Origin of the sequence: Flavobacterium sp., assembly GCF_044377315.1 — a bacterium.
Classification (GTDB): Bacteria; Bacteroidota; Bacteroidia; order Flavobacteriales; family Flavobacteriaceae; genus Flavobacterium.
In genome coordinates this window covers 78,641-102,352 of the sequence record NZ_JBILJG010000005.1, presented here as the reverse complement: position 1 = coordinate 102,352, position 23,712 = coordinate 78,641, and the positions used below count along the sequence as shown (strand labels likewise).

Annotated in this window: 23 protein-coding genes; 11 read left to right on the top strand and 12 right to left on the bottom strand. The window is 31.6% G+C overall.

Translation table 11 applies throughout. The annotated features are described in order from the left end of the window. On the bottom strand, positions 1–269 hold a 269-nt coding region (locus ACIQ66_RS02945), incomplete at its 3' end, for a TM2 domain-containing protein (RefSeq protein ID WP_396211311.1). A 52-nt stretch (positions 270–321) separates the two neighbouring features. Between ACIQ66_RS02945 and ACIQ66_RS02940 the strand changes: the two genes are divergently transcribed. The 3 genes from ACIQ66_RS02940 to xerD all read left to right on the top strand — a co-directional run bounded on the left by ACIQ66_RS02940 (position 322) and on the right by xerD (position 3,026). Beyond that, positions 322–1,209: a hypothetical protein gene (locus tag ACIQ66_RS02940; RefSeq protein ID WP_396211310.1), complete on the top strand. Its 888-nt coding sequence runs from the start codon at positions 322–324 to the stop codon at positions 1,207–1,209. Positions 1,210–1,325: 116 nt separating this feature from the next. Beyond that, a complete protein-coding gene (locus ACIQ66_RS02935) occupies positions 1,326–2,051 on the top strand; it encodes a hypothetical protein (RefSeq protein ID WP_396211309.1) in 726 nt (241 codons plus the stop codon). Positions 2,052–2,129: 78 nt separating this feature from the next. Beyond that, on the top strand, positions 2,130–3,026 hold the full coding sequence (gene xerD / locus ACIQ66_RS02930; protein WP_396211313.1) for a site-specific tyrosine recombinase XerD: 897 nt from the start codon (positions 2,130–2,132) through the stop codon (positions 3,024–3,026). A gap of 33 nt (positions 3,027–3,059) precedes the next feature. On the opposite strand, the gene ACIQ66_RS02925 is transcribed toward xerD, so the two are convergent. From ACIQ66_RS02925 to ACIQ66_RS02910, 4 genes are all read right to left on the bottom strand, one after another. After that, positions 3,060–3,641: a Uma2 family endonuclease gene (locus tag ACIQ66_RS02925; protein ID WP_396211308.1), complete on the bottom strand. Its 582-nt coding sequence runs from the start codon at positions 3,639–3,641 to the stop codon at positions 3,060–3,062. 110 nt (positions 3,642–3,751) lie between these two features. Continuing rightward, a complete protein-coding gene (rny, locus tag ACIQ66_RS02920) occupies positions 3,752–5,314 on the bottom strand; it encodes a ribonuclease Y (protein ID WP_396211307.1) in 1,563 nt (520 codons plus the stop codon). A gap of 207 nt (positions 5,315–5,521) precedes the next feature. Further along, on the bottom strand, positions 5,522–5,815 hold the full coding sequence (locus ACIQ66_RS02915) for a cell division protein ZapA (RefSeq protein WP_396211306.1): 294 nt from the start codon (positions 5,813–5,815) through the stop codon (positions 5,522–5,524). Between the two features lie 4 nt (positions 5,816–5,819). Then, positions 5,820–6,110, bottom strand: a complete 291-nt coding sequence (locus ACIQ66_RS02910) for a hypothetical protein (RefSeq protein ID WP_396211305.1) — start codon at positions 6,108–6,110, stop codon at positions 5,820–5,822. 187 nt (positions 6,111–6,297) lie between these two features. Between ACIQ66_RS02910 and ACIQ66_RS02905 the strand changes: the two genes are divergently transcribed. The 3 genes from ACIQ66_RS02905 to ACIQ66_RS02895 are packed head-to-tail and all read left to right on the top strand — an operon-like array spanning position 6,298 to position 11,209. Then, positions 6,298–7,983, top strand: coding sequence for a M23 family metallopeptidase (locus ACIQ66_RS02905; protein ID WP_396211304.1), 1,686 nt, complete (start codon positions 6,298–6,300; stop codon positions 7,981–7,983). 6 nt (positions 7,984–7,989) lie between these two features. Next, entirely contained in the window at positions 7,990–10,455 is a 2,466-nt protein-coding gene (locus tag ACIQ66_RS02900) for a carboxypeptidase-like regulatory domain-containing protein (RefSeq protein ID WP_396211303.1), read from the top strand. 40 nt (positions 10,456–10,495) lie between these two features. Beyond that, entirely contained in the window at positions 10,496–11,209 is a 714-nt protein-coding gene (locus tag ACIQ66_RS02895; protein WP_396211302.1) for a hypothetical protein, read from the top strand. 413 nt (positions 11,210–11,622) lie between these two features. Here the strand turns inward: ACIQ66_RS02895 and ACIQ66_RS02890 are convergent, their stop codons facing one another. The 4 genes from ACIQ66_RS02890 to ACIQ66_RS02875 form a co-directional block, all read right to left on the bottom strand. After that, entirely contained in the window at positions 11,623–13,452 is a 1,830-nt protein-coding gene (locus tag ACIQ66_RS02890) for an ABC transporter ATP-binding protein (RefSeq protein ID WP_396211301.1), read from the bottom strand. Then, complete coding sequence (locus ACIQ66_RS02885; protein ID WP_396211300.1) at positions 13,452–15,179, bottom strand: phospho-sugar mutase; 1,728 nt, start codon at positions 15,177–15,179, stop codon at positions 13,452–13,454. The genes ACIQ66_RS02890 and ACIQ66_RS02885 overlap by 1 nt, the downstream gene beginning before the upstream one ends. Before the next feature lie 527 nt (positions 15,180–15,706). Beyond that, positions 15,707–16,660, bottom strand: coding sequence for a glycosyltransferase family 2 protein (locus ACIQ66_RS02880; RefSeq protein ID WP_396211299.1), 954 nt, complete (start codon positions 16,658–16,660; stop codon positions 15,707–15,709). 7 nt (positions 16,661–16,667) lie between these two features. Then, positions 16,668–17,210, bottom strand: coding sequence for a DUF4199 domain-containing protein (locus ACIQ66_RS02875; RefSeq protein ID WP_396211298.1), 543 nt, complete (start codon positions 17,208–17,210; stop codon positions 16,668–16,670). A 228-nt stretch (positions 17,211–17,438) separates the two neighbouring features. Between ACIQ66_RS02875 and ACIQ66_RS02870 the strand changes: the two genes are divergently transcribed. From ACIQ66_RS02870 to mtaB, 3 genes are all read left to right on the top strand, one after another. Next, a complete protein-coding gene (locus ACIQ66_RS02870; RefSeq protein ID WP_396211297.1) occupies positions 17,439–17,690 on the top strand; it encodes a type B 50S ribosomal protein L31 in 252 nt (83 codons plus the stop codon). A 134-nt stretch (positions 17,691–17,824) separates the two neighbouring features. Next, positions 17,825–19,000: a GlmU family protein gene (locus ACIQ66_RS02865; RefSeq protein WP_396211296.1), complete on the top strand. Its 1,176-nt coding sequence runs from the start codon at positions 17,825–17,827 to the stop codon at positions 18,998–19,000. Positions 19,001–19,123: 123 nt separating this feature from the next. Next, a complete protein-coding gene (gene mtaB, locus ACIQ66_RS02860) occupies positions 19,124–20,452 on the top strand; it encodes a tRNA (N(6)-L-threonylcarbamoyladenosine(37)-C(2))-methylthiotransferase MtaB (RefSeq protein ID WP_396211295.1) in 1,329 nt (442 codons plus the stop codon). 175 nt (positions 20,453–20,627) lie between these two features. On the opposite strand, the gene ACIQ66_RS02855 is transcribed toward mtaB, so the two are convergent. Both ACIQ66_RS02855 and ACIQ66_RS02850 read right to left on the bottom strand, forming a co-directional pair. Further along, entirely contained in the window at positions 20,628–20,969 is a 342-nt protein-coding gene (locus tag ACIQ66_RS02855) for a hypothetical protein (protein ID WP_396211294.1), read from the bottom strand. 94 nt (positions 20,970–21,063) lie between these two features. Then, positions 21,064–21,375: a GNAT family N-acetyltransferase gene (locus ACIQ66_RS02850; RefSeq protein ID WP_396211293.1), complete on the bottom strand. Its 312-nt coding sequence runs from the start codon at positions 21,373–21,375 to the stop codon at positions 21,064–21,066. Positions 21,376–21,454: 79 nt separating this feature from the next. Between ACIQ66_RS02850 and ACIQ66_RS02845 the strand changes: the two genes are divergently transcribed. Together ACIQ66_RS02845 and ACIQ66_RS02840 are read left to right on the top strand one after the other, a co-directional pair. Continuing rightward, positions 21,455–22,114, top strand: coding sequence for an alpha/beta hydrolase (locus tag ACIQ66_RS02845; protein WP_396211292.1), 660 nt, complete (start codon positions 21,455–21,457; stop codon positions 22,112–22,114). Positions 22,115–22,168: 54 nt separating this feature from the next. Beyond that, on the top strand, positions 22,169–23,062 hold the full coding sequence (locus ACIQ66_RS02840; RefSeq protein ID WP_396211291.1) for a lytic transglycosylase domain-containing protein: 894 nt from the start codon (positions 22,169–22,171) through the stop codon (positions 23,060–23,062). Positions 23,063–23,138: 76 nt separating this feature from the next. Here ACIQ66_RS02840 and ACIQ66_RS02835 read toward each other — a convergent pair whose 3' ends face one another. Next, on the bottom strand, positions 23,139–23,654 hold the full coding sequence (locus ACIQ66_RS02835) for a DUF2892 domain-containing protein (RefSeq protein WP_396211290.1): 516 nt from the start codon (positions 23,652–23,654) through the stop codon (positions 23,139–23,141). Between the last annotated feature and the right edge of the window lie 58 nt (positions 23,655–23,712).

Below are 23,712 nucleotides of genomic sequence, written 5' to 3'. Positions count from 1 at the left end.
CCTAAAGTTAGTAATTGAACAACACCTTGCCATGTGTAACCTAAGTAAAAACGGTGAACACCAATACCACCTACTAAAGCAGCTAGTACTAAAGCAATGATTTGACTTTTTCCACCTTTAGCAGCAGCTGGAGATGATAATTCTTCTTTTTGTTCAACTACAGTAGTTGTGTTAGAAGTTGTTCTTTGTTCAACTGGGAACGACGCATAGCTAGCAGATAATGATAGCATGAAAAATGCAATTAAGCTGAAAAATAATTTAATTTTCATAAAAAAAAATTGTTAAAGGATTAATATTATATTTGCGCAAATATATAGAATCATGGCAAACATCAAAATTATTTCACTCTTTTTTTTTCTTCTTTTTTTCAAATCTTTTTCACAATCGAAAAACACATATGAATTTGTTGGTGGTTTAAAACTAAACGGAAGTGATGAACAGGTTGTTTCATACAAAATTACTTTTAATGAAGAAAAAGGCGTTATCAAAGGATTTTCTATTACAGATCTTGGTGGTGAACACGAAACTAAAAATACGATAGTAGGTACTTATGACAAAAATAAAAACCTCCTTTTTTTTAAAGAAGACGAAATTGTTTACACCAAATCTTCAGTCAAAAAAAGTTCATTTTGTTATGTTAACTTTAATGGAAAAATGAATTTAAAATCGTCTAATCCTAAAATTGATAACAAGTTTGTAGGATTATATAAAAACGAAACGAAATGTATAAGCGGAATAATACAGATGGTTGGTACTAAAAAGATAATTAAATTAGCCACTAAGATTAATACTAAGATTCAGAAGTCAAAAAAGATTGATTCAAAAATTAAAGAAAGTGTAAATCCACTTAAAAAATTGGATTCATTAAACATGAATATTTTGAAAGAAACTGAAAACTTGCAAATGTTTACCAAAGACAAGATGATTAAGTTTGAAATTTGTGACCCGGGTGTTGAAGATGGCGATAGGATTACTATATATGTAAATGGCAAAATAATTCTTGAAAACTATGAAGTTAGTAAAATAAAGAAAATAATCGAGATACCTATAGTTAGTAAAAATACAATTATTGAAGTTGAAGCCGTTAACGAGGGCACAATGCCACCAAATACCGCTAGTGTAATAATTAGAGATACCAATAACGAATTAAAAACTGTTACCAGATTAACCAAAGGAAAGAAAACTACGATTTCGATTGAAAGCGAATAAATGTTGATAAATGTTGATAAATGTTAATAACTATGTTAATAACTATAAAAACCACACCTTATATCTAAATATAGAATAGTAATATATTTGTGTATTAATTTTAAACAAAAACTAAAATGAAAAAAATTATTTTAACGGTTGCAACTATTTTTGCATTTGGAGTAGTTACTGCTCAAGATTTGAAATCTAAAAAAGGAGAAAACTATTTACCAGAAGCTGGTGATTGGGCTATTAGCTTTAATGCTAATGGTGTTTTCGAATATGCAGGTAATGCATTTAATGGTAAAACAAACAACAATGCACCAGGTGTTACAAATGTTACATCTAATTCTTTCGTTGGAAAAAAATTCATCGATGCTAAAAGTGCTTACAGAGTAGTAGCTAATTTAGGTTTTGGAAGTGGTAATTTCAAAAACGGTGATTTTGACAATGACGGAACTACAGATTTTGCTAATTACAAATCGTCAACAATTGATTTGAATGTTGGTCTAGGTAAAGAGTGGAGAAGAGGTTCTACAAGATTACAAGGTTTCTATGGTGCTGATGCATTAGTTGGTTTTTCTTCTGCAAAGTGGACAGAAACTAAAAACCCTGCAGGAAATGATAAGTATAACGCTGGGACTTCAATTAATGTTGGTGTAACAGGTTTTATTGGTGCTGAGTATTTCATTTTTCCTAAAATGTCTATTGGTGCACAGTACAACTATGGCTTAAGAATTGCTTCAAATGGTGCTCCAGAGTACACACCTGCAACAGGTTCTTCTGTTAAAGGAGAATCTTCTACAGACGTTAGCTTAGGTAATGTAGCTTCTAGTGCAATCAGCTTGACGTTACACTTCTAATTAAATCTTATTTTTTCAATGAACCGCTTCATTCGTGAAGCGGTTTTTTTATTGCCAAATTTCACGTTACTTTGTAGTATGAATTGGAAAACCTATATAAAAAGTTATCAATCGTATCTCAAACTCGAAAGAGGTTTGTCTAAAAACACAATCGAGAATTATTCTTTTGATATTGAGCGACTTTGTTCATTTTTGGAGCAAAATGCTATCAATGTTTCGCCTATAAAAATTACGGAAGAAACGGTTCAACAATTCATCTATTCGGTTTCTAAAGAAGTCAATGCGCGTTCGCAAGCAAGAATTATTTCGGGTTTAAAAAGTTTTTTTTCCTATCTCATTTTTGAAGATTATAGAAATGATAACCCGCTAGAATTATTAGAAGCACCGCGTATTGGAAGAAAATTGCCCGATACATTAGCCATTCAAGATATTGATAATCTAATTGCTGCCATCGATTTATCTTCAAACGAAGGTGAACGCAACAGAGCCATGTTAGAAACGCTTTACGGTTGCGGACTTAGGGTTTCAGAATTGGTAAATCTCAAAATATCTGATTTGTTTTTTGAAGAAGGTTTTATAAAAATTACCGGAAAAGGAAATAAACAACGATTTGTTCCGGTTGGAAATTTGACACAAAAATATATTGAAATTTACAAGAATTCAATTAGAGTTCATTTGCCTATTCAAAAAGGGCATGAAGATACTTTATTCTTAAATCGTCGTGGAAGGCAGTTAACAAGAGCCATGATTTTTACAATAATTAAAGAGTTGGCTTTAAAAATTGATTTGAAAAAAAATATAAGTCCACATACGTTTAGACATTCATTTGCCACACATTTGCTAGAAAATGGGGCCGATTTGCGTTCGATTCAGTTAATGTTAGGTCACGAATCAATTACTACAACAGAAATATATGTACATCTTGACAGAAAGCATTTAACACAAATCATGAATACATTTCACCCAAGGAAATAGTTTAAGAAATTCCAACTTCCAACTTTAAGTATTTTAATTGGGAGCTTTAAATTGAACTCCTTGATATACAGTTGTTAGTTCTATTTGAATTGCTACAGTTTCAATTGTAAAATGCTCTTCCATTTTTTTATATTCGGTAAGTTGCCAGCTATTATCTAAGTTTTTAATGAACTTTTCGACCATTACAGCTTCTGAATCTATCAAAATGTATTCTTTTAATGATTCAATATCACGATACAATGTAAATTTCCCACCTTTATCATAATTTTTTGTAGATTCCGATAGTATTTCGATAATTACAGATGGATTTGTAACAGTATCAAACTTGTCATCGGTTTTCTCAATTTCGCCACAAATAATACTAATATCTGGATACGTGTACAATGTGTTTTTGGGTATATGAATTCTTAAATCACTGCCAAAAGGCATACAGTTTTTGCCTTTAAGTTTTGTTCCTAAGTCAATGTAACAATTCATTGCAATAATGTTATGAGGGATTGAAGCTCCACTCATAGCAAAAATCTCACCTTTGTAAAATTCGTGTTTATCCAATGCCAATCTTTCAGAATCTAAATACTCTTTTTCGGTAAAATACTTTATTTCAGGTACTCCCATGATTTTGAATTTTAAACAAAGTTAAGATAAATTTTAATTAGCTGTATAAAAAAAAATCGCTTTGGTGAAAAGCGATTATTTGAAAACTTAAATTCAATTAATTGAAACTTTTATTTCGCAATATTAACGGCTCTAGTTTCTCTAATTACAGTAACTTTTACTTGACCAGGATAAGTCATTTCTGTTTGAATTTTTTGTGAAATTTCAAAAGATAAACTTGAAGCATTGTCATCAGAAACTTTTTCGCTTTCTACAATAACACGAAGTTCTCTACCGGCTTGAATAGCATAAGCACTTTTTACACCGCTAAAACCGTAAGCAACTTCTTCTAAGTCTTTCAAACGTTGAATGTATGAGTCTAAAACTTGACGTCTAGCACCAGGTCTAGCACCCGAAATAGCATCACAAACTTGAATAATTGGCGATAATAATGATTTCATTTCTATCTCGTCGTGGTGCGCACCAATAGCGTTGCAAACTTCTTCTTTTTCGCCATATTTCTCAGCCCATTGCATACCTAATAATGCGTGAGGCAAATCGCTTTCTGTATCGGGCACTTTACCAATATCGTGAAGTAAACCAGCTCTTTTAGCTAATTTTACATTCAGTCCTAGTTCGGCAGCCATGATTCCACAAAGTTTAGAAACTTCGCGAGAGTGTTGCAATAAATTTTGTCCGTAAGAAGAACGGTATTTCATTCTACCTACAACTTTTATAAGTTCAGGATGCAAACCGTGAATTCCTAAGTCAATTACAGTACGTTTACCAACTTCGATTATTTCGTCATCAATTTGTTTAGCTGTTTTGGCAACCACTTCTTCAATTCTTGCAGGGTGAATACGTCCGTCGGTTACTAATTTATGCAATGCCAAACGAGCAATTTCTCTACGAACTGGATCAAAACAAGAAAGGATAATGGCTTCTGGAGTATCGTCAACAATGATTTCGACACCAGTTGCCGCTTCTATTGCTCTAATATTTCTACCTTCACGACCAATAATTCTACCTTTTACATCATCCGATTCGATATTGAAAACAGAAACACAATTTTCAACAGCTTCTTCTGTTCCAACCCTTTGAATAGTGTTGATAATGATTTTCTTAGCTTCTTGTTGTGCAGTAAGCTTAGCTTCTTCCATTGTGTCTTGTATATGAGACATCGCTTGGGTTTTAGCCTCTGCTTTTAATCCTTCAATTAGTTGTTCTCTTGCTTCTTCCACCGATAAACCAGAAATAACTTCTAACTGATTTAGTTGGCTTTTGTGCATGCGTTCAACTTCTTGTTGTTTCTTGTCAAGCACTTCAATTTTTGAATTGTATTCAAGTGTTTTTGCTTCAAAATCGTCGTTTATTTTTTTAGCTTTTGACAATTCGCTTGAAATTTGCGATTCTTTATCTCGAACCCTTTTTTCAACTTCAGCAATTTTTTTATCTCTACCAAGTATTACTTGTTCGTGTTCCGATTTAAGTTCAATGAATTTTTCTTTGGCTTGAAGAATTTTATCTTTTTTGATATTTTCAGCTTCAAGATTGGCGTCTTTTAGGATAGAAGCTGCTTCTTTTTTGGCAATTTTTACCATGTTTGAAACATTGCTTTTTTCCATAAATTTTGCAATTGCAAATCCTCCTCCTATACCTGCTATTCCCGAAATAATTAGTGTTAAAATGTCCATAATTTTGTTAAAATTTATATATAAAAAAGCCTACATTAGAGGGTTGTATAAACTCGAATATACAAGTTTTGAGCTAACTCGCTGTTCAAGCTTTCCGCCTTGGCGGACGTGCTATAGTAACGATGATTTGCTCATTCTAAATTGTTAGTGTTGAGTTTACCAAATAAAACTAATGTAGGCAGTATCTTAGTTAATGTAAAGAACGTATTATTTATCGAGATAGTTTATTAATAAATCACTAATTTTCTTGATTCTAGCAATGGTTTCTTTACCATCAATAGTTGTATCAATTTGTTTTTGTTCTAGTTGAGAAGCAAACTGCAAGGCACACATTGCCAATACATCTTGTTTATCTCGAACAGCATAATTTTCTTCAAATTGCTTCATCATCGCATCAATTTTTTTAGAAGCACTTCTTAGTCCTTCTTCCTGCGACATGGTAACCGTTAACGGATACACTCTGTCTGCTATTGATATTTTGATTTTAAGCTTTTCGTCCATAATTTTAATCTGCTAGTTGCGCTATACAGTAATCAATTTCACGAATTAATGAATTTATTTTAAGCTTTGTATCTCTTTTGTTTTCGTCACTGCCAAGCAAAGATTTTGCAATTTTTAGTGATTCGTTTTGCTTTTTTAATTCTTCAATCTGTTGTGACTGATTTTTATAAAGCACTGCAGTTTTACTCAACTCTTGACTTAATTCGGAATTTTTTTGCTCTAAAACAACTAACTTTTGTACTAGTTTTTTTAGCCTTCCCTCAAGAGTATCAATAATTTCTACAATTTCACTCATCTATTGCAAAGTTCTTTAACTTATCTCTACAAAGTTAGTATTATGATTGAATTAAACCAATACTTTTGATAAATATTTTAAATTTCTAAACAGTTTTATGTTAACTATCTGTATTTTAGTTTTTTAAATAAAAATTTCTCTTTTTTGGAATTTAAGTTTTTTTGCTATTTTAGCCAAAAGCTTTTTTATGAAATTTGTTGTCTTTTTTGTTTTGTTTTCCATGAGTGTTTCAGCTCAAAACCTTTATACTAAAGATTATTTTAGACCACCTATGGACATTCCGATGCAATTATCTGGAAATTTTGGCGAATTACGTACCAACCACTTTCATGTAGGATTTGATCTAAAAACCAATAAAGTTGAAGGACAAAAAGTGTATGCTTGCGCTGATGGATATATTTCGAGAATAAAAATATCACTTTATGGTTATGGAAAAGCAATTTATATAACGCATCCTAATGGTTACGTAACTGTTTACGGTCATTTGCAAAGAGCATCTGGAACCATTCAGGATTTTATTGTTGCCGAGCAATACAAACAAAAAGAATATGAAATTGAAGTTTTTCCAAAGCTAAATGATCTTGTTGTTAAAAAAGGGGATTTAATTGCCTTTTCAGGAAATACGGGTGGTTCTGATGGTCCACATTTGCATTTTGAAATTAGAAATGCCGATACTGAAAAAGTCATTAATCCAAGTTCTTTTTTTTCGATAAAAGATACTAAAAAGCCAATAATATCAAGTCTTTTGGCATATCCTATTGATGATAGTTCGACTGTAAATGAATCTATGCGTCCAGTAGTAGTAGGTTTGACTTTGCAAAAAGATGGAACGTATCTTTCGGATAAAGTTTTTGCCAATGGAAGAATTGGTTTTGGTGTTAGCTCTTATGATACAGATGATGTTTCCTATAATGCTAATGGCGTTTTTAGAACCCAATTGATTTCTAATGGAAAATTAGTTTATGGTTATAAATTTGACGAATTGGCTTTTGATGAAGCAAGGTATATCAATGCTTTTATAGATTATAAGCGATATAAAGCAAGTAAGCAAAGAGTACAAAAATTGTTTATGAAAGAGCCTTTTAGTTTGAGTAATATTGAAAAAAATGAAGACAACGGAATCTTTAATGTGGTTAAAAATTTTTCTCAAACAGAATATTTAGAAGTTTCAGATTTTAATAATAATAGTACAGTTATAACTATCCCTGTTGAGTATTCTGATAAACCTGCAGTGATTTCTAAGGATAGTAAAAAAACTAAATATTTTGTAAAATATAAAAATGATTCAAGTTTTGAAAAAGATAATGTGTCTGTTTTCTTTCCGGCCAATACCTTTTACGAAGATTTTTATTTGAACTTTGATGTGAAAGGCAATGAGCTTTTCTTGCATGACGACAGTGTTCCAGTGCATTCTAATTTTACAATTTCAATAGAAGACAAATCTACTACTGCTGAACAGAAAAAGAAAATGTTTATTGCTACTCGTATAGGTAAAAAACTAAGTTATATTTCGACAAAAGTAAATGGAAACACTTTCTCATGTAGAACAAAAAGTTTGGGACAATTTACACTTGCTAAAGATAGTATAGCACCAAAAATTTCAATTGCAAAATCAATTCAAGGCAAGTTGCTCGCCGCTAAGTCTGTTCAATTAACAATAAGTGATGATTTGTCGGGTATTAATTCATACAAAGGATATTTGAACGACAAATGGGTTCTTTTTGAATATGAATTAAAAACTAGAAAAATCACACACTTTTTTGATGATAATTACGTTGTAGATGGTGACAATATTTTAAAAGTAATTGTTACTGATAATGTTGGAAATTCAACTACATTTGAAACTACATTTAAAAGAAAAAAAACTAAATAACACGCCTTGAAAAATTCAATTAAAATTATTCCCATTCTTTTTTTATTCTTCGGATTCCTATCTTTTGCGCAAACAGCTAGAGTGAAAGGTATTGTGCTAGATGAATACAATACTCCAGTTGATATTGTAAATATTAGTTCCGCTTTTAAAAATACAATTACCGATGAAACAGGTTTTTATGAATTGATAATTCCAGCTAACAGAAAAGTGAGTTTGGTTTTTACTCATACATCATTAAAAAAAATTACGGTTAATGTGGAGCTAAAACCCAATGAAGATTACGAACTCAATATTGTAATGAATGACAAATCTGAAGGTCTTGGCGAAGTTATTGTAACGTCTAATAATAGAAAAAGAGTTCAAGGAATTACAGTTATTGAACCCGAAGTTATTAGAAGAATTCCTGGAGCAAATGCCGGAATAGAAAATATTATTAAAACACTTCCAGGTGTAAACTCTAATAACGAATTGAGTACACAATATTCAGTTCGCGGCGGAAATTATGACGAAAATTTGGTTTATGTAAATGATATTGAAATCTACCGTCCGTTTTTAGTCCGTTCGGGTCAACAAGAAGGGTTGAGTTTTACCAATTCAGATTTGGTTCAAAATGTTGACTTTTCTGCTGGAGGATTTCAAGCTAAATATGGCGATAAATTATCCTCTGTTTTAGATATTACATATCGTCGTCCATCTAAGTTTGGAGCAGCAGCCGAAGCAAGTCTTCTTGGAGGTAGTGTAGCAGTTGATGCCGTTTCAAAAAATCAAAAATGGTCAGCTATTACAGGAGTTCGGTATCGCGATAATAGTTTGCTGGTAAATAGTCAAGAAACTGAAATTGATTTTAGACCTACTTTTGCCGATATCCAGACCAATGTTATTTTTACGCCTTCGCTAAAATGGCAATGGAGTTTTCTTGGTAATGTTTCTCAAAATAAATACAACTACAAACCATTATCTCGCCAAACCAATTTTGGAACAATTGACGATCCAATAGCTTTGCAGGTTCTTTATCAAGGACAAGAAAAAAATAAATTCACCACACTTTTTGGAGCATTAAAAGCAGTTCATAAAGTCAATGAAAATTTTACACTTAAGTTTATAACATCTGGATATCACACGCAAGAACAAGAATATTTTGACATTTTTGCCGGTTATGCTTTAGGCGAAGTTGATGGAAATTTAGGTTCCGAAACTTTTGGAGATGTTACTTACAGTCGTGCAATAGGTACGCAGTTAAATCATGCCAGAAACGATTTAGATGCCGTAATTGTAAATGCTGAAGTAAAAGGAAATCATGATATAAAATCGCATCAAGTAGAGTGGGGTTTTAAATATACTCGCGAAGATATTCGAGATAGAATTATCGAATGGGAAGTGATAGATTCAGCAGGTTTTTCAATAAATCCGCCACATGTTTTGCCAAATAATGACCAACCCTACAATCCTTACCTTGGTCCACTTGTTCCTTATCAAAATGTTAGAGCCAAAAATTTTGCAGTAATTAATAGATTATCGGGATACGCACAATGGAGTTTGAAAGACAAAATAGGTTCAAGCGATGTTTGGTATAATGCTGGAGTTAGAGTGCATCAATGGCAAGTTTCAGGCGATAATATAAACGGCGATAGTCAAGTAGTTTTTACGCCAAGAGCGCAATTTGCTATAAAACCTGATTGGGAAAAAGATATGATTTTTAGATTTTCTTCAGGATTGTACTACCAGCCACCTTCTTATAGAGAACTGCGTGATAGAAATGGTCTTGTAAATCCAAATGTTAAGGCCCAAAAATCTATTCATTTTGTTTTAAGTAATGATTATAGTTTCAAAATGTGGGATAGACCATTTAAGTTGGTTTCAGAAGCTTATTATAAATCGATGACCGATGTAAATCCGTACACTATTGAGAATGTAAGAATTCGATATGCTGCCAATAATAATGCGGTGGCTTTTGCACAAGGGCTAGATTTTAGACTAAATGGAGAATTTGTTCCAGGAACAGAATCATGGTTAAGTTTTGGTTATCTAAAAACAAAAGAAAACATTGATAATAGAGGAGATATTGCACGACCAACCGATCAGCGATTGAAATTTGCAATTTTGTTTCAGGATTATATGCCTAATATTCCAAGTGTCAAAATGTATTTGAATTTAGTTTATAATACAGGTTTGCCTGGTGGCTCGCCATCGTATGCCGATGTTTATGAATACCAAAATAGACTAAGAGATTACCGAAGAGCAGATGCTGGATTCTCATATGTTTTTACCGAAAACAACAAAAATAGGCGAGAAGGGCATTGGTTGAAAAACTTTAAAGATTTATCGGCAGGATTTGAAATTTTTAATCTTTTTAACAATCAAAATGCGATAACGAATACTTGGGTTAGAGATGTTTATACCAAAAATCAATACGGAATTCCCAACTATATGACCACTAGAGTTTTTAATATCAAGTTAACCGCAAGATTATAGAAAAATTTCATTATTTTTGACTTATAAATTTTCTATTCAAATGAAAAATATATCCAAATTTACTTTTTTAGCTTTAGTAATAACACTAGTTAGTTGCAAAGAAGAAGTTCTAAAACCAAAAGTTAGTTACGAATCTTCAAAGCAAAAAGCGGGAGTTAAAACAGATACTCCTAAAATTTTGTTAGCAGATTTACCAATACAAATGGAGGGAACAAATATTTTGATTCATCCAATAGGTGAATTTAGTGTGGCTGCTGGCGTTTCAAAATCAAGTTATTCGGTTTCAGAAAGAGAAAGTTTTACCGTATCTAATTCGAGTGAAAATGAAATTACGGGTTATTTGAGTAACTTCAAATTTCAAGAAATTGGTTCCGATTCATTAAGAGTTTTAACCGATAAACCCGTTTTAATTGAACGAGTTACTTATTTAAAATCAATTGCAGACAAAACAAAAAATCAAATTTTGGTTTATGTTCTAGCCGATATGGATACTAATAAAGATGATAAATTAGATTCTAACGATATAAAATCTTTGTATTTAAGCAAAATAGATGGTACATCTTTCAAAAAAGTTTCAGAAGAAATAATGGAATTGATTGACTGGAATTTAGTAGAATCTAAAAATCGTTTATACTTTAGAAGTATTGAAGATACTAATAAAAATGGAGAATTCGACAAAAATGATGTTATTCATTATCACTTTATTGATTTGAGTTCTAAAGATTGGAAAGTTCAGGATTATTCACCAATTTAAATCAGAATAGCACTTTCTAAATCTGATTTTTCTATTTCAAAATCAACTTCTAAAACTTTTTTCAATCTTCCAATTGTTGATTGAATAGCCAAACTTTCACTTTTTTGAGTTAAAATTGCTACATAGCAAACGATTCATATCAGGATCTTCAGCAAGAGTAATATTTGGATTGTGATTGTACATTTTTTAAAAACGTTTTAGAAATTTTATTGAATATTGACCTAAAAAGAAAGGAATCATTAACCAAATTGTTATATAATTTTTAAGGTATTTATTGAAAATTGCTTCGCCTAAAAAGTCTTCTACTAAAAAGTAGATAAAAAAGAAGACAACAAAAACAAGATCAAAAAATATTCTATTTTCATATAAAATAAATTTGAGTTACTACTTACAAACTTCCATCATCCGACTTCTTACTCAAAACTCTGCATCAATACTAGCTTAGAATACATTCCATCTTTAGCTAATAATTCGGCATGTGTTCCTTGTTCTACAATTTCGCCTTTTTGCATCACAATTATAGTATCTGCTTTTTGAATAGTAGAAAGACGGTGCGCAATCACAATAGAAGTTCGATTTTGCATCATGTTTTCTAGGGCAACTTGCACAAATTTTTCACTTTCTGTATCTAAAGCAGAAGTTGCTTCGTCCAAAATCATAATTGGTGGATTTTTTAACACCGCTCTTGCAATTGACAAACGTTGTTTTTGTCCACCAGAAAGTTTTCCGCCAGCATCACCAATATTTGTTTCTATTCCGTTTGGCAAATCTTTTACAAATTCGTAGGCATTAGCAACTTTTAATGCTTCAATTATTTCTTCATCAGTTGCATCAGGTTTTCCGATTAATAAATTGGTTTTTATTGTATCATTAAATAGGATTGAATCTTGCGTTACCAATCCCATCAATCCTCTTAACGAATGAATATTCCAATCTCTAATATCAGTTCCGTCTATTTTGATACTTCCTTCATTTACATCATAAAAACGAGTAAGCAAATTAGCAATCGTACTTTTTCCTGAACCCGATTGACCAACTAGCGCAACTGTTTTTCCTTTTGGAACTTCAATTGAAAAGTTTTTCAATACATTTTCTTCGCCATATCTAAAATTGATGTTTTCAATAGAAACCTTATCATCAAAAGTATTTTTCACAATGGCATTTTCTTTAGAATCAATTGTGTTTTCTTGCTCTAAAACTTCAAAAACACGTTCGGCTGCCGCAACTCCATTTTTTACTGCATAAGAAGCTTTTGAAATTGCTTTTGCTGGAGTTAAAATATTGTAAGCTAATCCCATAAAGGATATAAATACAGCACCATCTAGCGATTTGTCAATTAAAACTAAAGTTCCACCGTATAATAATAAAACTGCGATAGTGATTATTCCTAAAAATTCACTTAATGGCGATGCTAAATTGTTTTTATTTCCAATTTTGTTAGATAAATTCAACAATCTAGTAACCGAATTTTGAAATCTATTTTTAAAAATTCCTTCAGCATTGTAGCTTTTTACTACTTTTAATCCAGATAAAGATTCTTCAACTAACGAAATCATATAACCGCCTTCATTTTGGGCACTTAGTGATTGTGCTTTAAGATTTTTACCAATTATAGAAATTATCAACCCAGAAATTGGTATAAAAATGAAAACAAAAAGGGTTAATTTCCAGCTAAAAGTAAACATCATTACAATAGAGAAAACGATGGTCAATGGTTCTTTTATGATAAGTTCTAAAAGCATGAAAAAAGAATTTTGAACTTCTCCAACATCGCCAAGCATTCTCGCCATGACATCACCTTTCCTTTTTTCAGAATAAAATGAAATAGGTAAGTCGATGATTTTGTTATACATAACATTTCTTAGCTTCGCCATAACACCATTACGAAGGTGCATCATATGATAGGAAGCCAAATAACCGGATAGGTTTTTTAATAAAAATGTAATAATAACAAGTGCTACAACATACATAAGAGCAATTTGTGGACTTCCATTTTCTGTTAGTTGTGTTACTTTATAGTAAAAAGAACTTTCTAAGTAATTATATAAATCCGCAATACCTGTATATTTTGGCTCTTCGGTAACTTTTGTTGTTTTGTCAAACAAAACGTTTATCATTGGTAATAATGTAACAAATGAAAGCGTTCCAAAAAGGGCATACAAAACATTATAGATAATATTCCATACCACATGACTTTTGAATGGTAAAATATAAGGCTTAAGTTTCTCTATTATTTTTTTCATTAATTTAACTGCATTGCTGCTATAATATTTTTAATTTTTTGGTCTAATTGTTTTTCAACTTCTTCGGCGTTTTCCACCTTATCTAATGGTGCGTTTACACTAAAATAGAATTTGATTTTTGGTTCAGTTCCACTAGGGCGAGCACAGATTTTTGAACCATCTTCAAGATAATAAATCAACACGTTCGATTTCGGAATGTTTAGAGTTTCTACTTCATTTGTAATCAAGTTACGTGAAGTCGAATTGTCATAATCTTCAATGCAAACTGCACGTTGACCATCGATTTCACTCATTGGATTTTCTCTCAAATCAATCATCATTTGAGTTATTTCTTGCATTCCTGAAATTCCTTTTTTGGTTAACGAAATTAAATGTTCTTTGTAAAATCCGAAATCAACATATAAATTCAATAATTCATTGTATAAAGTGGTTCCCGATGCTTTGGCTTGAGCGGCAATTTCGCATACTAACAAACTAGCAGCAACAGCATCTTTATCACGAACAGCATGACCTACCATAAATCCGAAACTTTCTTCGCCACCACCAATAAATTCTAATTCTGGAAAATCTTTTATGAATTTTGCAATCCATTTAAAACCCGTTAATCCAACTTTGCATTCAACACCATAACCAGTAGCTAGTTCTAACATCATTGGTGTTGAAACAATTGTCGAACCTATAAATTGTTTTCCAGTAATTTTTCCAGCACGTTTCCATTGTTCTAGTAAGAATGCGGTCATGATTACCATGGTTTGGTTACCATTTAGCAAAATCATTTGCCCGTCATTATCTCTAACAGCAACACCTAATCTATCTGAATCAGGATCGGTTCCAATTACAATATCACCACCAATTTTATCTGCCAATGCTATTGCCATTGTAAGCGCTTCAGGCTCTTCCGGATTTGGAGATTTCACCGTTGGAAAGTCGCCATTTGGTACTTCTTGTTCAGGAACAATATTCACATCAGTATAACCAGCTTTTGACAAAACTCCTGGAATTGCCTTGATAGAAGTTCCGTGTAACGAAGTATAAATAATTTTTAAATTTTCTTTTGCAGCAGTTGGTGTATTGAAACTTGCATTTTCTACAGTCGATTTTGCGAAAGCTTCATCAATAGCAATATCAATATATTCAATCAGATTTTCGTTAGCTTCAAACTTAATTTCGCCATAATTTAAAGCTTCAATCACCTGAATAATTTCTTTATCTTGAGGTGGCACTAATTGTCCGCCATCTTGCCAGTAAACTTTGTAACCATTATATTCTGGCGGATTATGTGAAGCCGTTAGAACAATTCCTGCATGGCAATTCAAATATTTCAAAGCAAATGACAATTCAGGTGTTGGACGCATATCTGAAAAAAGATAAACGTTAATTCCATTTGCCGAAAAAACATCTGCTACCACTTTTGCCAATGTATTACTATTGTGACGGCAATCATAAGCAATGGCAACTTTTAGTTGTTCGCCAGGAAACGATTTAATCATATAATTTGATAAACCTTGTGTGTTTTTTCCAAGCGTATATTTGTTTATTCTATTGGTTCCAATACCCATTACGCCGCGCATTCCGCCTGTTCCAAATTCAAGATTCTTATAAAAACTTTCTTCTAAATCTTTCGGAGCCGAAGTCATCATTTCTTTGATTGATTCTTGCGTTTGGTTGTCGAAGGGTGGAGTTAACCATTCATTTACTTTGTCTAAAATGTTTTGTTCAATTTTCATTATATATTATTTTTGAAGCTATTTCCCGCTTTCCGTTACAATCTTTCATTTTTTAAAGAAAAAAATGAAAGGATTTCCACTGCAAACACGAAGTGTTCACCGAACACCTATGAAAATAAATGTTTTAGTGAGGTAATCATGGCTAAGCTTATTTGCATTCTTTTGTCATTCTGTATAAATCAGTAACCAATCTTGGTTCTTTCTTTGTTATCGCACGTTGTTTTATCTTTATCGACCAAATAATTTAGTGCTTTATAAATGTCTGGACTCGAGCCTGAAAGAGCGAACTGGCGGAGCAAACTAATTTTCTATTTCTTCAATTCTAGTTTTCAATTCAGCATAAGAAAACGAAAATTGTCTAAAAGTTACAAAAGTTCTTATTAATTGAAATATTAACTTTAATAGCTTTTTCAAAATTTAGAACACTCGAAAGCATTGCAATTCCTTGTTCCTTAAAAGCAAAAGGCAAAAATTTTGAGTGTTGACCTCTTCCATTCTTTAAGGTCACAATTTGTGACTTTAAAGAATCAATTCACACTATCTGAAATCTTATAACGTTCTTCATTATTTTTTGTACGCAAAATAATTTCTCCTAAAAATCCTGCTAAGAATAATTGTGTTCCAATCATCATCGATGTTAAGGCAATATAAAACAACGGATTATCTGTAACTAATATCGTTTCAAATCCAGAGTAAAGTTTGATTAACTTTAATGTTATTATAAATCCAGTTGCCAAAAATCCAATAATAAACATCAAAACACCAGCAGCACCAAAAAGATGCATCGGTCTTTTTCCGTAACGAGACAAAAACCAAATCGTTATCAAATCTAAAAAACCATTAATAAAACGACTTATCCCAAATTTAGATTCGCCATATTTTCGAGCTTGATGAATTACTGTTTTTTCGCCAATCTTCTTAAAACCAGCATTTTTCGCCAAAACCGGAATATAACGGTGCATTTCACCAGAAACTTCAATGTTTTTTATAACAATATTTTTATAGGCTTTCAAGCCACAATTAAAATCATTTAGTTGCACGCCCGATGTTTTTCGAGCAGCCCAATTGAATAATTTTGAAGGCAAATTTTTTGTTACTACATGGTCATAACGTTTCTTTTTCCAGCCAGAAACTAGTTCATAACCACCATTAGTAATCATATCAAATAATTCAGGAATTTCGTCTGGACTATCTTGCAAATCGGCATCCATGGTAATAATAACATCACCTTGCGCTTTAGCAAAACCAGCATGTAACGCTTGCGATTTGCCATAATTTTTCATAAACCGAATGCCTTTTACATTCGAATCTTTTGCTGAAATGTCACAAATTGTTTGCCAAGAATCATCAGTGCTTCCGTCGTCTATAAAAAGTATTTCGTATGAATAATTGTTGGCAGTCATGACTTTAACAATCCATGAGTGCAACTCGGGTAACGATTCTTGTTCGTTTAATAATGGGATAACAATGGATAAGTTCATTCTTTTTTTAGATGCTTTGATTTGGATCTTTCTTTACAATTGCACCAATAATTAATGAAATTAGTAATCCAATAAAGGCATACATAATAACGGTAATTGGAATAGAAATTACTGGATTCATAAACTTTTTACTCATAGTGATTGCCATGTCAATTTGTTCTGAAGTCATTTGAGGATTTTTATCTCGCATAACAATTCTCATTTTTTTCATCATTTCCTCAAAATATTCTGGAAACATCATGCCGAAAGTAGCACTAAAAAGACCATAAAGCAAACCAGCAATAACACATATAGTAACACCAATTTTTAAACATTGACTAAAACTAATAAAACCATTGTTAAATTTCGTTTTGTATGCATTGCAAGCAACATAAATTAGAATGGCAGGTAAAATAAAGTAATTCAAAACGCTAATAATTACGCCAAAACTTTGATTTGTGGTTGGATCAATATTTAAAATATATCCAATAACAAATTCAAGAATCATTATAATACCAAATAAAATCCCGTATTGAAGTGCAAACTTTGAGATTGAAGTCTTGTTTCCCATATAAAAAGTATCTTTTTAAAATAATCTACAAATATAACAAATCCATAATTACTACAGTAAAATGTTAAGAATTAAAAAAAGTTACACATTAGTTTGAATATTAAAAAATAGTTGTAAATTTGCACTCTCAAATAAAAATTGAAACAACAAAAGTTGTAGTAAGTTGATACCTTTTGATTTTAAAAGCATCAAGACAAACTACTTCATAACAAATAAAGATTTACAAAAATGAAAAAAGGTGTACACCCAGAAAATTACAGATTAGTTGCTTTTAAAGACATGTCAAATGAAGATGTTTTTATTACTAAATCTACAGTTGAAACTAAAGAAACAATCACACACGAAGGTGTAGAATATCCAGTTTTTAAAATGGAGATTTCTAGAACGTCTCACCCTTTTTACACAGGTAAATCTAAACTTATTGATACTGCAGGACGTATTGATAAATTTAAAACTAAATACGCTAAACACGCTAAATAGTCTTTTAGTGTTCAAATACTTAAAACCTTTCAATATTTTGGAAGGTTTTTTTTATGCAATAAACTTTGTAACTTTGAACAGAGTTTTATCAGTTTTTTTAAACTTTTAAACTTTTAAACTTTTAAACTTTTAAAATGAACTACATACTTTTTGACGGAACCGTTCGCAACGCATTATTACCCTTTACATTTACAAGACCAGTAGCCGATATTCGCATCGGAATTCTAACCATTCGTGAAAAATGGGAAAAATATTTAGGCTCAACTACCACAACTTTAACAGAAGAATATCTTTCTGTAAAATATCCAATGGTTGAAATGGAAGAAAATGTTATGATAAACGCTTCGTTTTTGCCAAATGAAACTTTAGCTGAATTGGTAAAAAATCTAGAGAGAAACCAAGTAATTTTCAAAGGTGATGAAGTGGTTGCATTTTATACAAATGAAACTCAAGACGAGGTTGATTTTGACTCATACGAAATTATAGAATTCAATCAAGAATGTCTTACAGTTGAGCATACTTGGGATATTTTTGCCAAAAATGATGCCGCTATTCGTGAAGATTTTGATTTAATCACTGAAGATAGAACTTCGCAACCAATCCCCAAAAGTGTAAATGTAATTGCACCCGAAAATATTTTTATTGAAGAAGGAGCAAAGCTTGAATATGTTACTTTAAATGCTTCGACAGGTCCAATTTACATAGGAATAAATTCAGAAATCATGGAAGGCTCTGTTATACGTGGCCCTTTTGCACTATGTGAAGAAGCGCAAGTAAAATTAGCAACCAAAGTTTATGGAGCAACAACTGTTGGTCCTCATTGTCGTATCGGCGGTGAAGTAAATAATTCCGTTTTAATGGGTTATTCTAACAAAGGTCATGACGGATTTTTAGGAAATTCTGTTTTAGGAGAATGGTGCAACATTGGTGCTGATAGTAATAATTCGAATCTTAAAAACAACTACGAAGAAGTTAAGTTATGGAGCTACGAAACCGAAAACTTTGCTAGAACCGGATTGCAATTTTGTGGTTTGATGATGGGAGATCACAGCAAATGCGGTATCAATACTATGTTTAATACAGGAACAGTTGTGGGAGTTTCAACCAATATTTTTGGTTCTGGTTTTCCTCGCAATTTTGTACCAAGTTTTTCATGGGGTGGTGCTTCAGGTTTTACTACTTACATGACCAATAAAGCTTTTCAAACGGCTAAAATTGTAATGTCAAGACGTCATGTTGACTTTACCGAAGAAGAGGCTAAAATTTTAGAACACGTTTTTGAAGAAACTAAAAAATATAGAAAAGAATAGTTTAATTAGTTTAGCCACAGATTCACAGATAAAATAATTTTAAAAATCTGTGAATCTGTGGCTATTTTATTTAAATTTGCACTCTCAATTTTTTGACAACGATTTCATCAATTGAGCTTACCTATGATAAACAAAAAGAAAGTAGCATTCTACACTTTAGGATGCAAGTTGAATTTCTCTGAAACCTCTACAATTGCGCGTAATTTTCAAGACGAAGGTTTTGAACGTGTTGATTTTGAAGAAATTGCCGATATATATGTAATCAATACTTGCTCGGTAACCGATAATGCAGATAAGCAATTCAAGCAGATTGTAAAAAAAGCAATGAAGCTTAACGAAAAAGCGTTTGTTGCTGCCGTTGGTTGTTATGCTCAGTTGAAACCTGAAGAATTAGCTTCGGTAGATGGTGTTGATTTGGTTCTTGGTGCTACAGAAAAATTCAAAATCACCGATTATTTAAATGACTTGTCCAAAAATGATTTGGGCGAAATTCATTCATGCGAAATCGAAGAAGCCGATTTTTACGTTGGAAGTTATTCTTTTGGCGACAGAACACGTGCTTTTTTGAAAGTGCAAGATGGTTGTGATTATAAATGTACCTATTGCACAATTCCACTTGCAAGAGGAATTTCTAGAAGTGATGCTTTGGAAAATGTTTTGAAAAATGCTTCCGAAATTTCTCAAAAAGGAATCAAGGAAATTGTTTTAACAGGTGTAAACATTGGAGATTACGGAAAAGGTGAGTTTGGTAACAAAAAACATGAACATACTTTCCTTGATTTGGTAAAAGCGTTAGATAAAGTGGAAGGAATTGAACGTTTGAGAATTTCATCAATTGAACCTAATTTGTTGAAAAATGAAACCATCGAATTTGTTTCAAAAAGTCGAACATTTGTGCCGCATTTTCATATTCCGCTGCAAAGTGGAAGTAACGAGATTTTGAAAAAAATGAAACGTCGTTATCTTCGAGAAGTTTATACTGATAGAGTTACGAAAATTCGTGAAGTTATGCCTCATGCATGTATTGGTGTAGATGTTATAGTTGGTTTTCCTGGTGAAACTGATGAAGAGTTTTTGGAAACATATAATTTCTTAAATGAAATGGAGATTTCCTATCTTCACGTTTTTACTTATTCCGAAAGAGATAATACTGAAGCTGCTGAAATGCCAGATGTTGTTCCAATGAATGTTAGAAACAAACGCAGCAAAATGTTACGCGGTTTATCGGTTAAAAAACGACGTGCTTTTTACGAAAGTCAAATCGGAACCAAAAGAACCGTTTTATTCGAAAGCGAAAACAAAGAAGGTTACATTCACGGATTTACAGAAAATTATGTAAAAGTAAAAACGCCTTGGAATCCAGATTTGGTTAATACTTTACACGAAATTTATTTGACCAAAATTGATGAAGATGGAAGTGTTAGATTGGAATTTTTAGCAATAAATGTATAAATTGTATACTGTAAAATTGTATACTGTAAAATTGTATAATGTATATTGTAAAATTGTATTTTCTAAGGTGGTTTGTCTAATAATTTATTGTTTTTGAAATAAAAGTAAATTATTTGTAGTCAATAATATTGCCTGATACACTATACAATTATACAATATACGTTATACAAAAAAATCAATATTTATAATGAAACCGAATCTTAGTAATCCTAAAAACGGTTTCGCTGTATTGTTCAATAAATTCAAATTTGTTTCTGCCAGGTTGTCTAAATTCAATTATTCTTTCACCTGAAATTTCGTAGTACATTTTGTCTCCTTCAAACATAAATCTACCACCATTATTACGATAAGCGGAGCGAATTAAATCAAATTCTGATAAATTCCATGTGGTTAAGTTGGCGTCCAAATCATCTAACTCTGAAAACAAACCTTCAGTAATTTCTGTTTTGCATCCATAATATTTTTCAATAGTTTCAAAAAATGAAATAATAGCGGAATTTAGTTCTTCAGAATTCATTTGATAAAGATACTAATTCAACTAAAAATTCCAAATCCCAAGTTTTTAAATATTGGAATTTGGAATTTTTGTTTTTTTTTGGAATTTCAAAAAATTATATCTTAATACCTGGCGGCAATAAATCTCTATAAATTGTGTTTTTTCTAAAGAAAAGGGCAATTTTTGGTAAAATAGGAACGACTTTTAGTTTACGTTCGTAGGCAATTTCCATGATGTTTTTCAAAAAAGTCGTAATAAATTCTTCGTTTTCAAAACCATCAAATGTATTTATGCGCGTTAAAAAAATCTTTTTTTCTTGAAAAGAATATTCAACTGAAACCATTTTCCCATCTACAAGTGTTTCAAATTGTCTTGCGAAAGTGTTATCTTTAATTTCTAATTTTTCTAATAATTCTGCTGCATCCATAGCCAATTCATTTTAATTATTTAAATTTATGCAAAATTAAGTATAATAAACTGGTTTTACTAAAAGAATCAACGAAAATATGTCTAAAATTCCCGTTTACTTCATGCCTGGATTAGCGGCAAGTCCAACCATTTTTGAATATATCAATTTGCCACCAGAAACTTTTGAAGTGCATCTACTGGAATGGGTGCTTCCCGTTGGAAATGAATCACTAAAAAGTTATGCAAAACGAATGGCTGAAAAAGTTAATGATGACAATGCAGTTCTTATTGGAGTTTCGTTTGGAGGTGTTTTAGTGCAAGAAATGAAACAATTTCTCAATCCTAAAAAAGTAATTATCATTTCGAGCGTTCGTTCTAATGTAGAATTACCTAACAGAATGAAAATTGCTAAATCTACAAAAGCCTATAAACTTTTGCCAACAGGTTTGATGCAAGATGTTGAATTGCTTACCAAATATGCTTTTGGAGATATGTTAAAAAAGAAATTAAAACTCTATGAAAAATATCTTCACATGCGCAATAAAAGCTACTTAGATTGGGCTATTGAGCAAATGATTTGTTGGAAAAGAATAAAAATCGATCCAGAAATAATTCATATTCATGGTGACGCCGATGAGGTTTTTCCAGCCAAGAATATCAAACAATTTATCAATGTTAAAGGCGGAACGCACACCATGATTTTGAATAAATACAAATGGTTTAATACCAATTTGCCCAAAATAATTTTGGGAGAATAATTTGGCTTTCGGCTCGATTTTTGTAAGTTTACCTAAATACAAAATAAACTAACTATGATAAAAGGAAATAAAATAGGATTGATTTTAGGATTACTAGTAGTTAGTGGTGCGTTAATTCATTCGGTTTCAACAGAAACAAAAAACGCTATTACACGCCAAGGTACGACACAATATTTTCCAGTAAGCGTAGATTTTGCTGGAGAAAAAACACCTTTAAATATTTCAGATGTTAGAGAACGTTTTGATAGAGAATTATTGGTAAATGCTAATTTGCATTCGTCAACAATACTAATATTGAAACGAGCCAACAGAATTTTTCCAATTATGGAACCTATTTTAAAGAAAAATGGTATTCCTGATGATTTTAAATATTTAGCCGTAATCGAAAGTAATTTGACCAATGCTGTTTCACCTGCCGGAGCAAGAGGAATTTGGCAATTTATGCCAGCAACAGCAAGAGAAAACGGTATGGAAGTTACAGAAACCGTTGACGAAAGATACCATCTTGAAAAAGCTACAGAAGCAGCATGTAAATACCTAATTCAAGCTAAAGAAAAATTTGGAAATTGGACATTGGCAGCAGCTGCTTACAATGGTGGAACAGCTGGTGTAAACAAACAAATTGAAAGCCAAAAAGTGGCAAGTTATTATGATTTGTTACTAAATGAAGAAACATCAAGATACGTTTTCCGAATTTTAGCATTGAAAGAAATTATGAAAACTCCAACAAATTTTGGTTTTACTATTTCTAGCGAAGAGCTTTACAATTATATTCCAACCAAAAAAGTTGAGGTTGATTCGTCAATTACGAATTTAGCAAGTTTTGCAATCGGTCAAGGAATTAATTACAAGATTTTAAAAATTCACAATCCTTGGTTGAGAGACACAAAATTGCTAAATCCAAATAAGAAAAAATACGAAATAGAAATCCCAACAGAAGGATATTAGTATTCAAGTGGTATAAAAATAAAAAAAGTTCGCAATCGCGAACTTTTTTTATTTTTTAAAATATGCTACAAAACAATTAAATCTTCTTCAATTGCTCTTTCATCATCTTTACCTGATCAGCCAACATATTTTGTTTATCTAGCTTTTTTACTTCATTAATAAGGTTGGTAGCTTCCAATTTTCTTCTTCTAGTCATTGCCAATCCAGCCAAATTTAATTTTGCTACAGCTAAGTCCATATCCATATTCAAACCCAACTCAATCGCTTTTTTGAAATATTTCTCCGATTGTGTCAAATTTGTTTGCGATAACATAATTCCGTGTAAGTAATTAAAATAACCTTGTTGTTTTTGTACCAATGCCGTTTCCGGATTTTTGATGTAAGTTAGCCATTTTTGAGCGCCAGGAAAATCCTGTTTTCTCAATTTTAGGAAAGCCAAAAGGATAAATTCGTTTTTAAAGTAAAGAAAAATAGGAAGAGCCGACAATATAATAAGGAAAATTCCATTGCCAATATAACCTTCCGTCATTTGCCAAATGCCAGCAATTATAATAAGTCCAGCAATAATTAGTTTGATATTTCTGTGAAACATAATAGGTGTTTTTATTTGATTGCAAAGATAGTAAAAGGATTTTAAAATATTTTTAAAA

What these genes read in the sequence shown, in the direction of transcription:
- ACIQ66_RS02940 (WP_396211310.1), top strand. Translation starts at nt 322, where the DNA reads ATGGCAAACATCAAAATTATTTCACTCTTTTTTTTTCTTCTTTTTTTC.
- ACIQ66_RS02935 (WP_396211309.1), top strand. Translation starts at nt 1,326, where the DNA reads ATGAAAAAAATTATTTTAACGGTTGCAACTATTTTTGCATTTGGAGTA.
- xerD (WP_396211313.1), top strand. Translation starts at nt 2,130, where the DNA reads ATGAATTGGAAAACCTATATAAAAAGTTATCAATCGTATCTCAAACTC.
- ACIQ66_RS02925 (WP_396211308.1), bottom strand. Translation starts at nt 3,641, where the DNA reads ATGGGAGTACCTGAAATAAAGTATTTTACCGAAAAAGAGTATTTAGAT.
- rny (WP_396211307.1), bottom strand. Translation starts at nt 5,314, where the DNA reads ATGGACATTTTAACACTAATTATTTCGGGAATAGCAGGTATAGGAGGA.
- ACIQ66_RS02915 (WP_396211306.1), bottom strand. Translation starts at nt 5,815, where the DNA reads ATGGACGAAAAGCTTAAAATCAAAATATCAATAGCAGACAGAGTGTAT.
- ACIQ66_RS02910 (WP_396211305.1), bottom strand. Translation starts at nt 6,110, where the DNA reads ATGAGTGAAATTGTAGAAATTATTGATACTCTTGAGGGAAGGCTAAAA.
- ACIQ66_RS02905 (WP_396211304.1), top strand. Translation starts at nt 6,298, where the DNA reads ATGAAATTTGTTGTCTTTTTTGTTTTGTTTTCCATGAGTGTTTCAGCT.
- ACIQ66_RS02895 (WP_396211302.1), top strand. Translation starts at nt 10,496, where the DNA reads ATGAAAAATATATCCAAATTTACTTTTTTAGCTTTAGTAATAACACTA.
- ACIQ66_RS02890 (WP_396211301.1), bottom strand. Translation starts at nt 13,452, where the DNA reads ATGAAAAAAATAATAGAGAAACTTAAGCCTTATATTTTACCATTCAAA.
- ACIQ66_RS02885 (WP_396211300.1), bottom strand. Translation starts at nt 15,179, where the DNA reads ATGAAAATTGAACAAAACATTTTAGACAAAGTAAATGAATGGTTAACT.
- ACIQ66_RS02880 (WP_396211299.1), bottom strand. Translation starts at nt 16,660, where the DNA reads ATGAACTTATCCATTGTTATCCCATTATTAAACGAACAAGAATCGTTA.
- ACIQ66_RS02875 (WP_396211298.1), bottom strand. Translation starts at nt 17,210, where the DNA reads ATGGGAAACAAGACTTCAATCTCAAAGTTTGCACTTCAATACGGGATT.
- ACIQ66_RS02870 (WP_396211297.1), top strand. Translation starts at nt 17,439, where the DNA reads ATGAAAAAAGGTGTACACCCAGAAAATTACAGATTAGTTGCTTTTAAA.
- ACIQ66_RS02865 (WP_396211296.1), top strand. Translation starts at nt 17,825, where the DNA reads ATGAACTACATACTTTTTGACGGAACCGTTCGCAACGCATTATTACCC.
- mtaB (WP_396211295.1), top strand. Translation starts at nt 19,124, where the DNA reads ATGATAAACAAAAAGAAAGTAGCATTCTACACTTTAGGATGCAAGTTG.
- ACIQ66_RS02855 (WP_396211294.1), bottom strand. Translation starts at nt 20,969, where the DNA reads ATGAATTCTGAAGAACTAAATTCCGCTATTATTTCATTTTTTGAAACT.
- ACIQ66_RS02850 (WP_396211293.1), bottom strand. Translation starts at nt 21,375, where the DNA reads ATGGATGCAGCAGAATTATTAGAAAAATTAGAAATTAAAGATAACACT.
- ACIQ66_RS02845 (WP_396211292.1), top strand. Translation starts at nt 21,455, where the DNA reads ATGTCTAAAATTCCCGTTTACTTCATGCCTGGATTAGCGGCAAGTCCA.
- ACIQ66_RS02840 (WP_396211291.1), top strand. Translation starts at nt 22,169, where the DNA reads ATGATAAAAGGAAATAAAATAGGATTGATTTTAGGATTACTAGTAGTT.
- ACIQ66_RS02835 (WP_396211290.1), bottom strand. Translation starts at nt 23,654, where the DNA reads ATGTTTCACAGAAATATCAAACTAATTATTGCTGGACTTATTATAATT.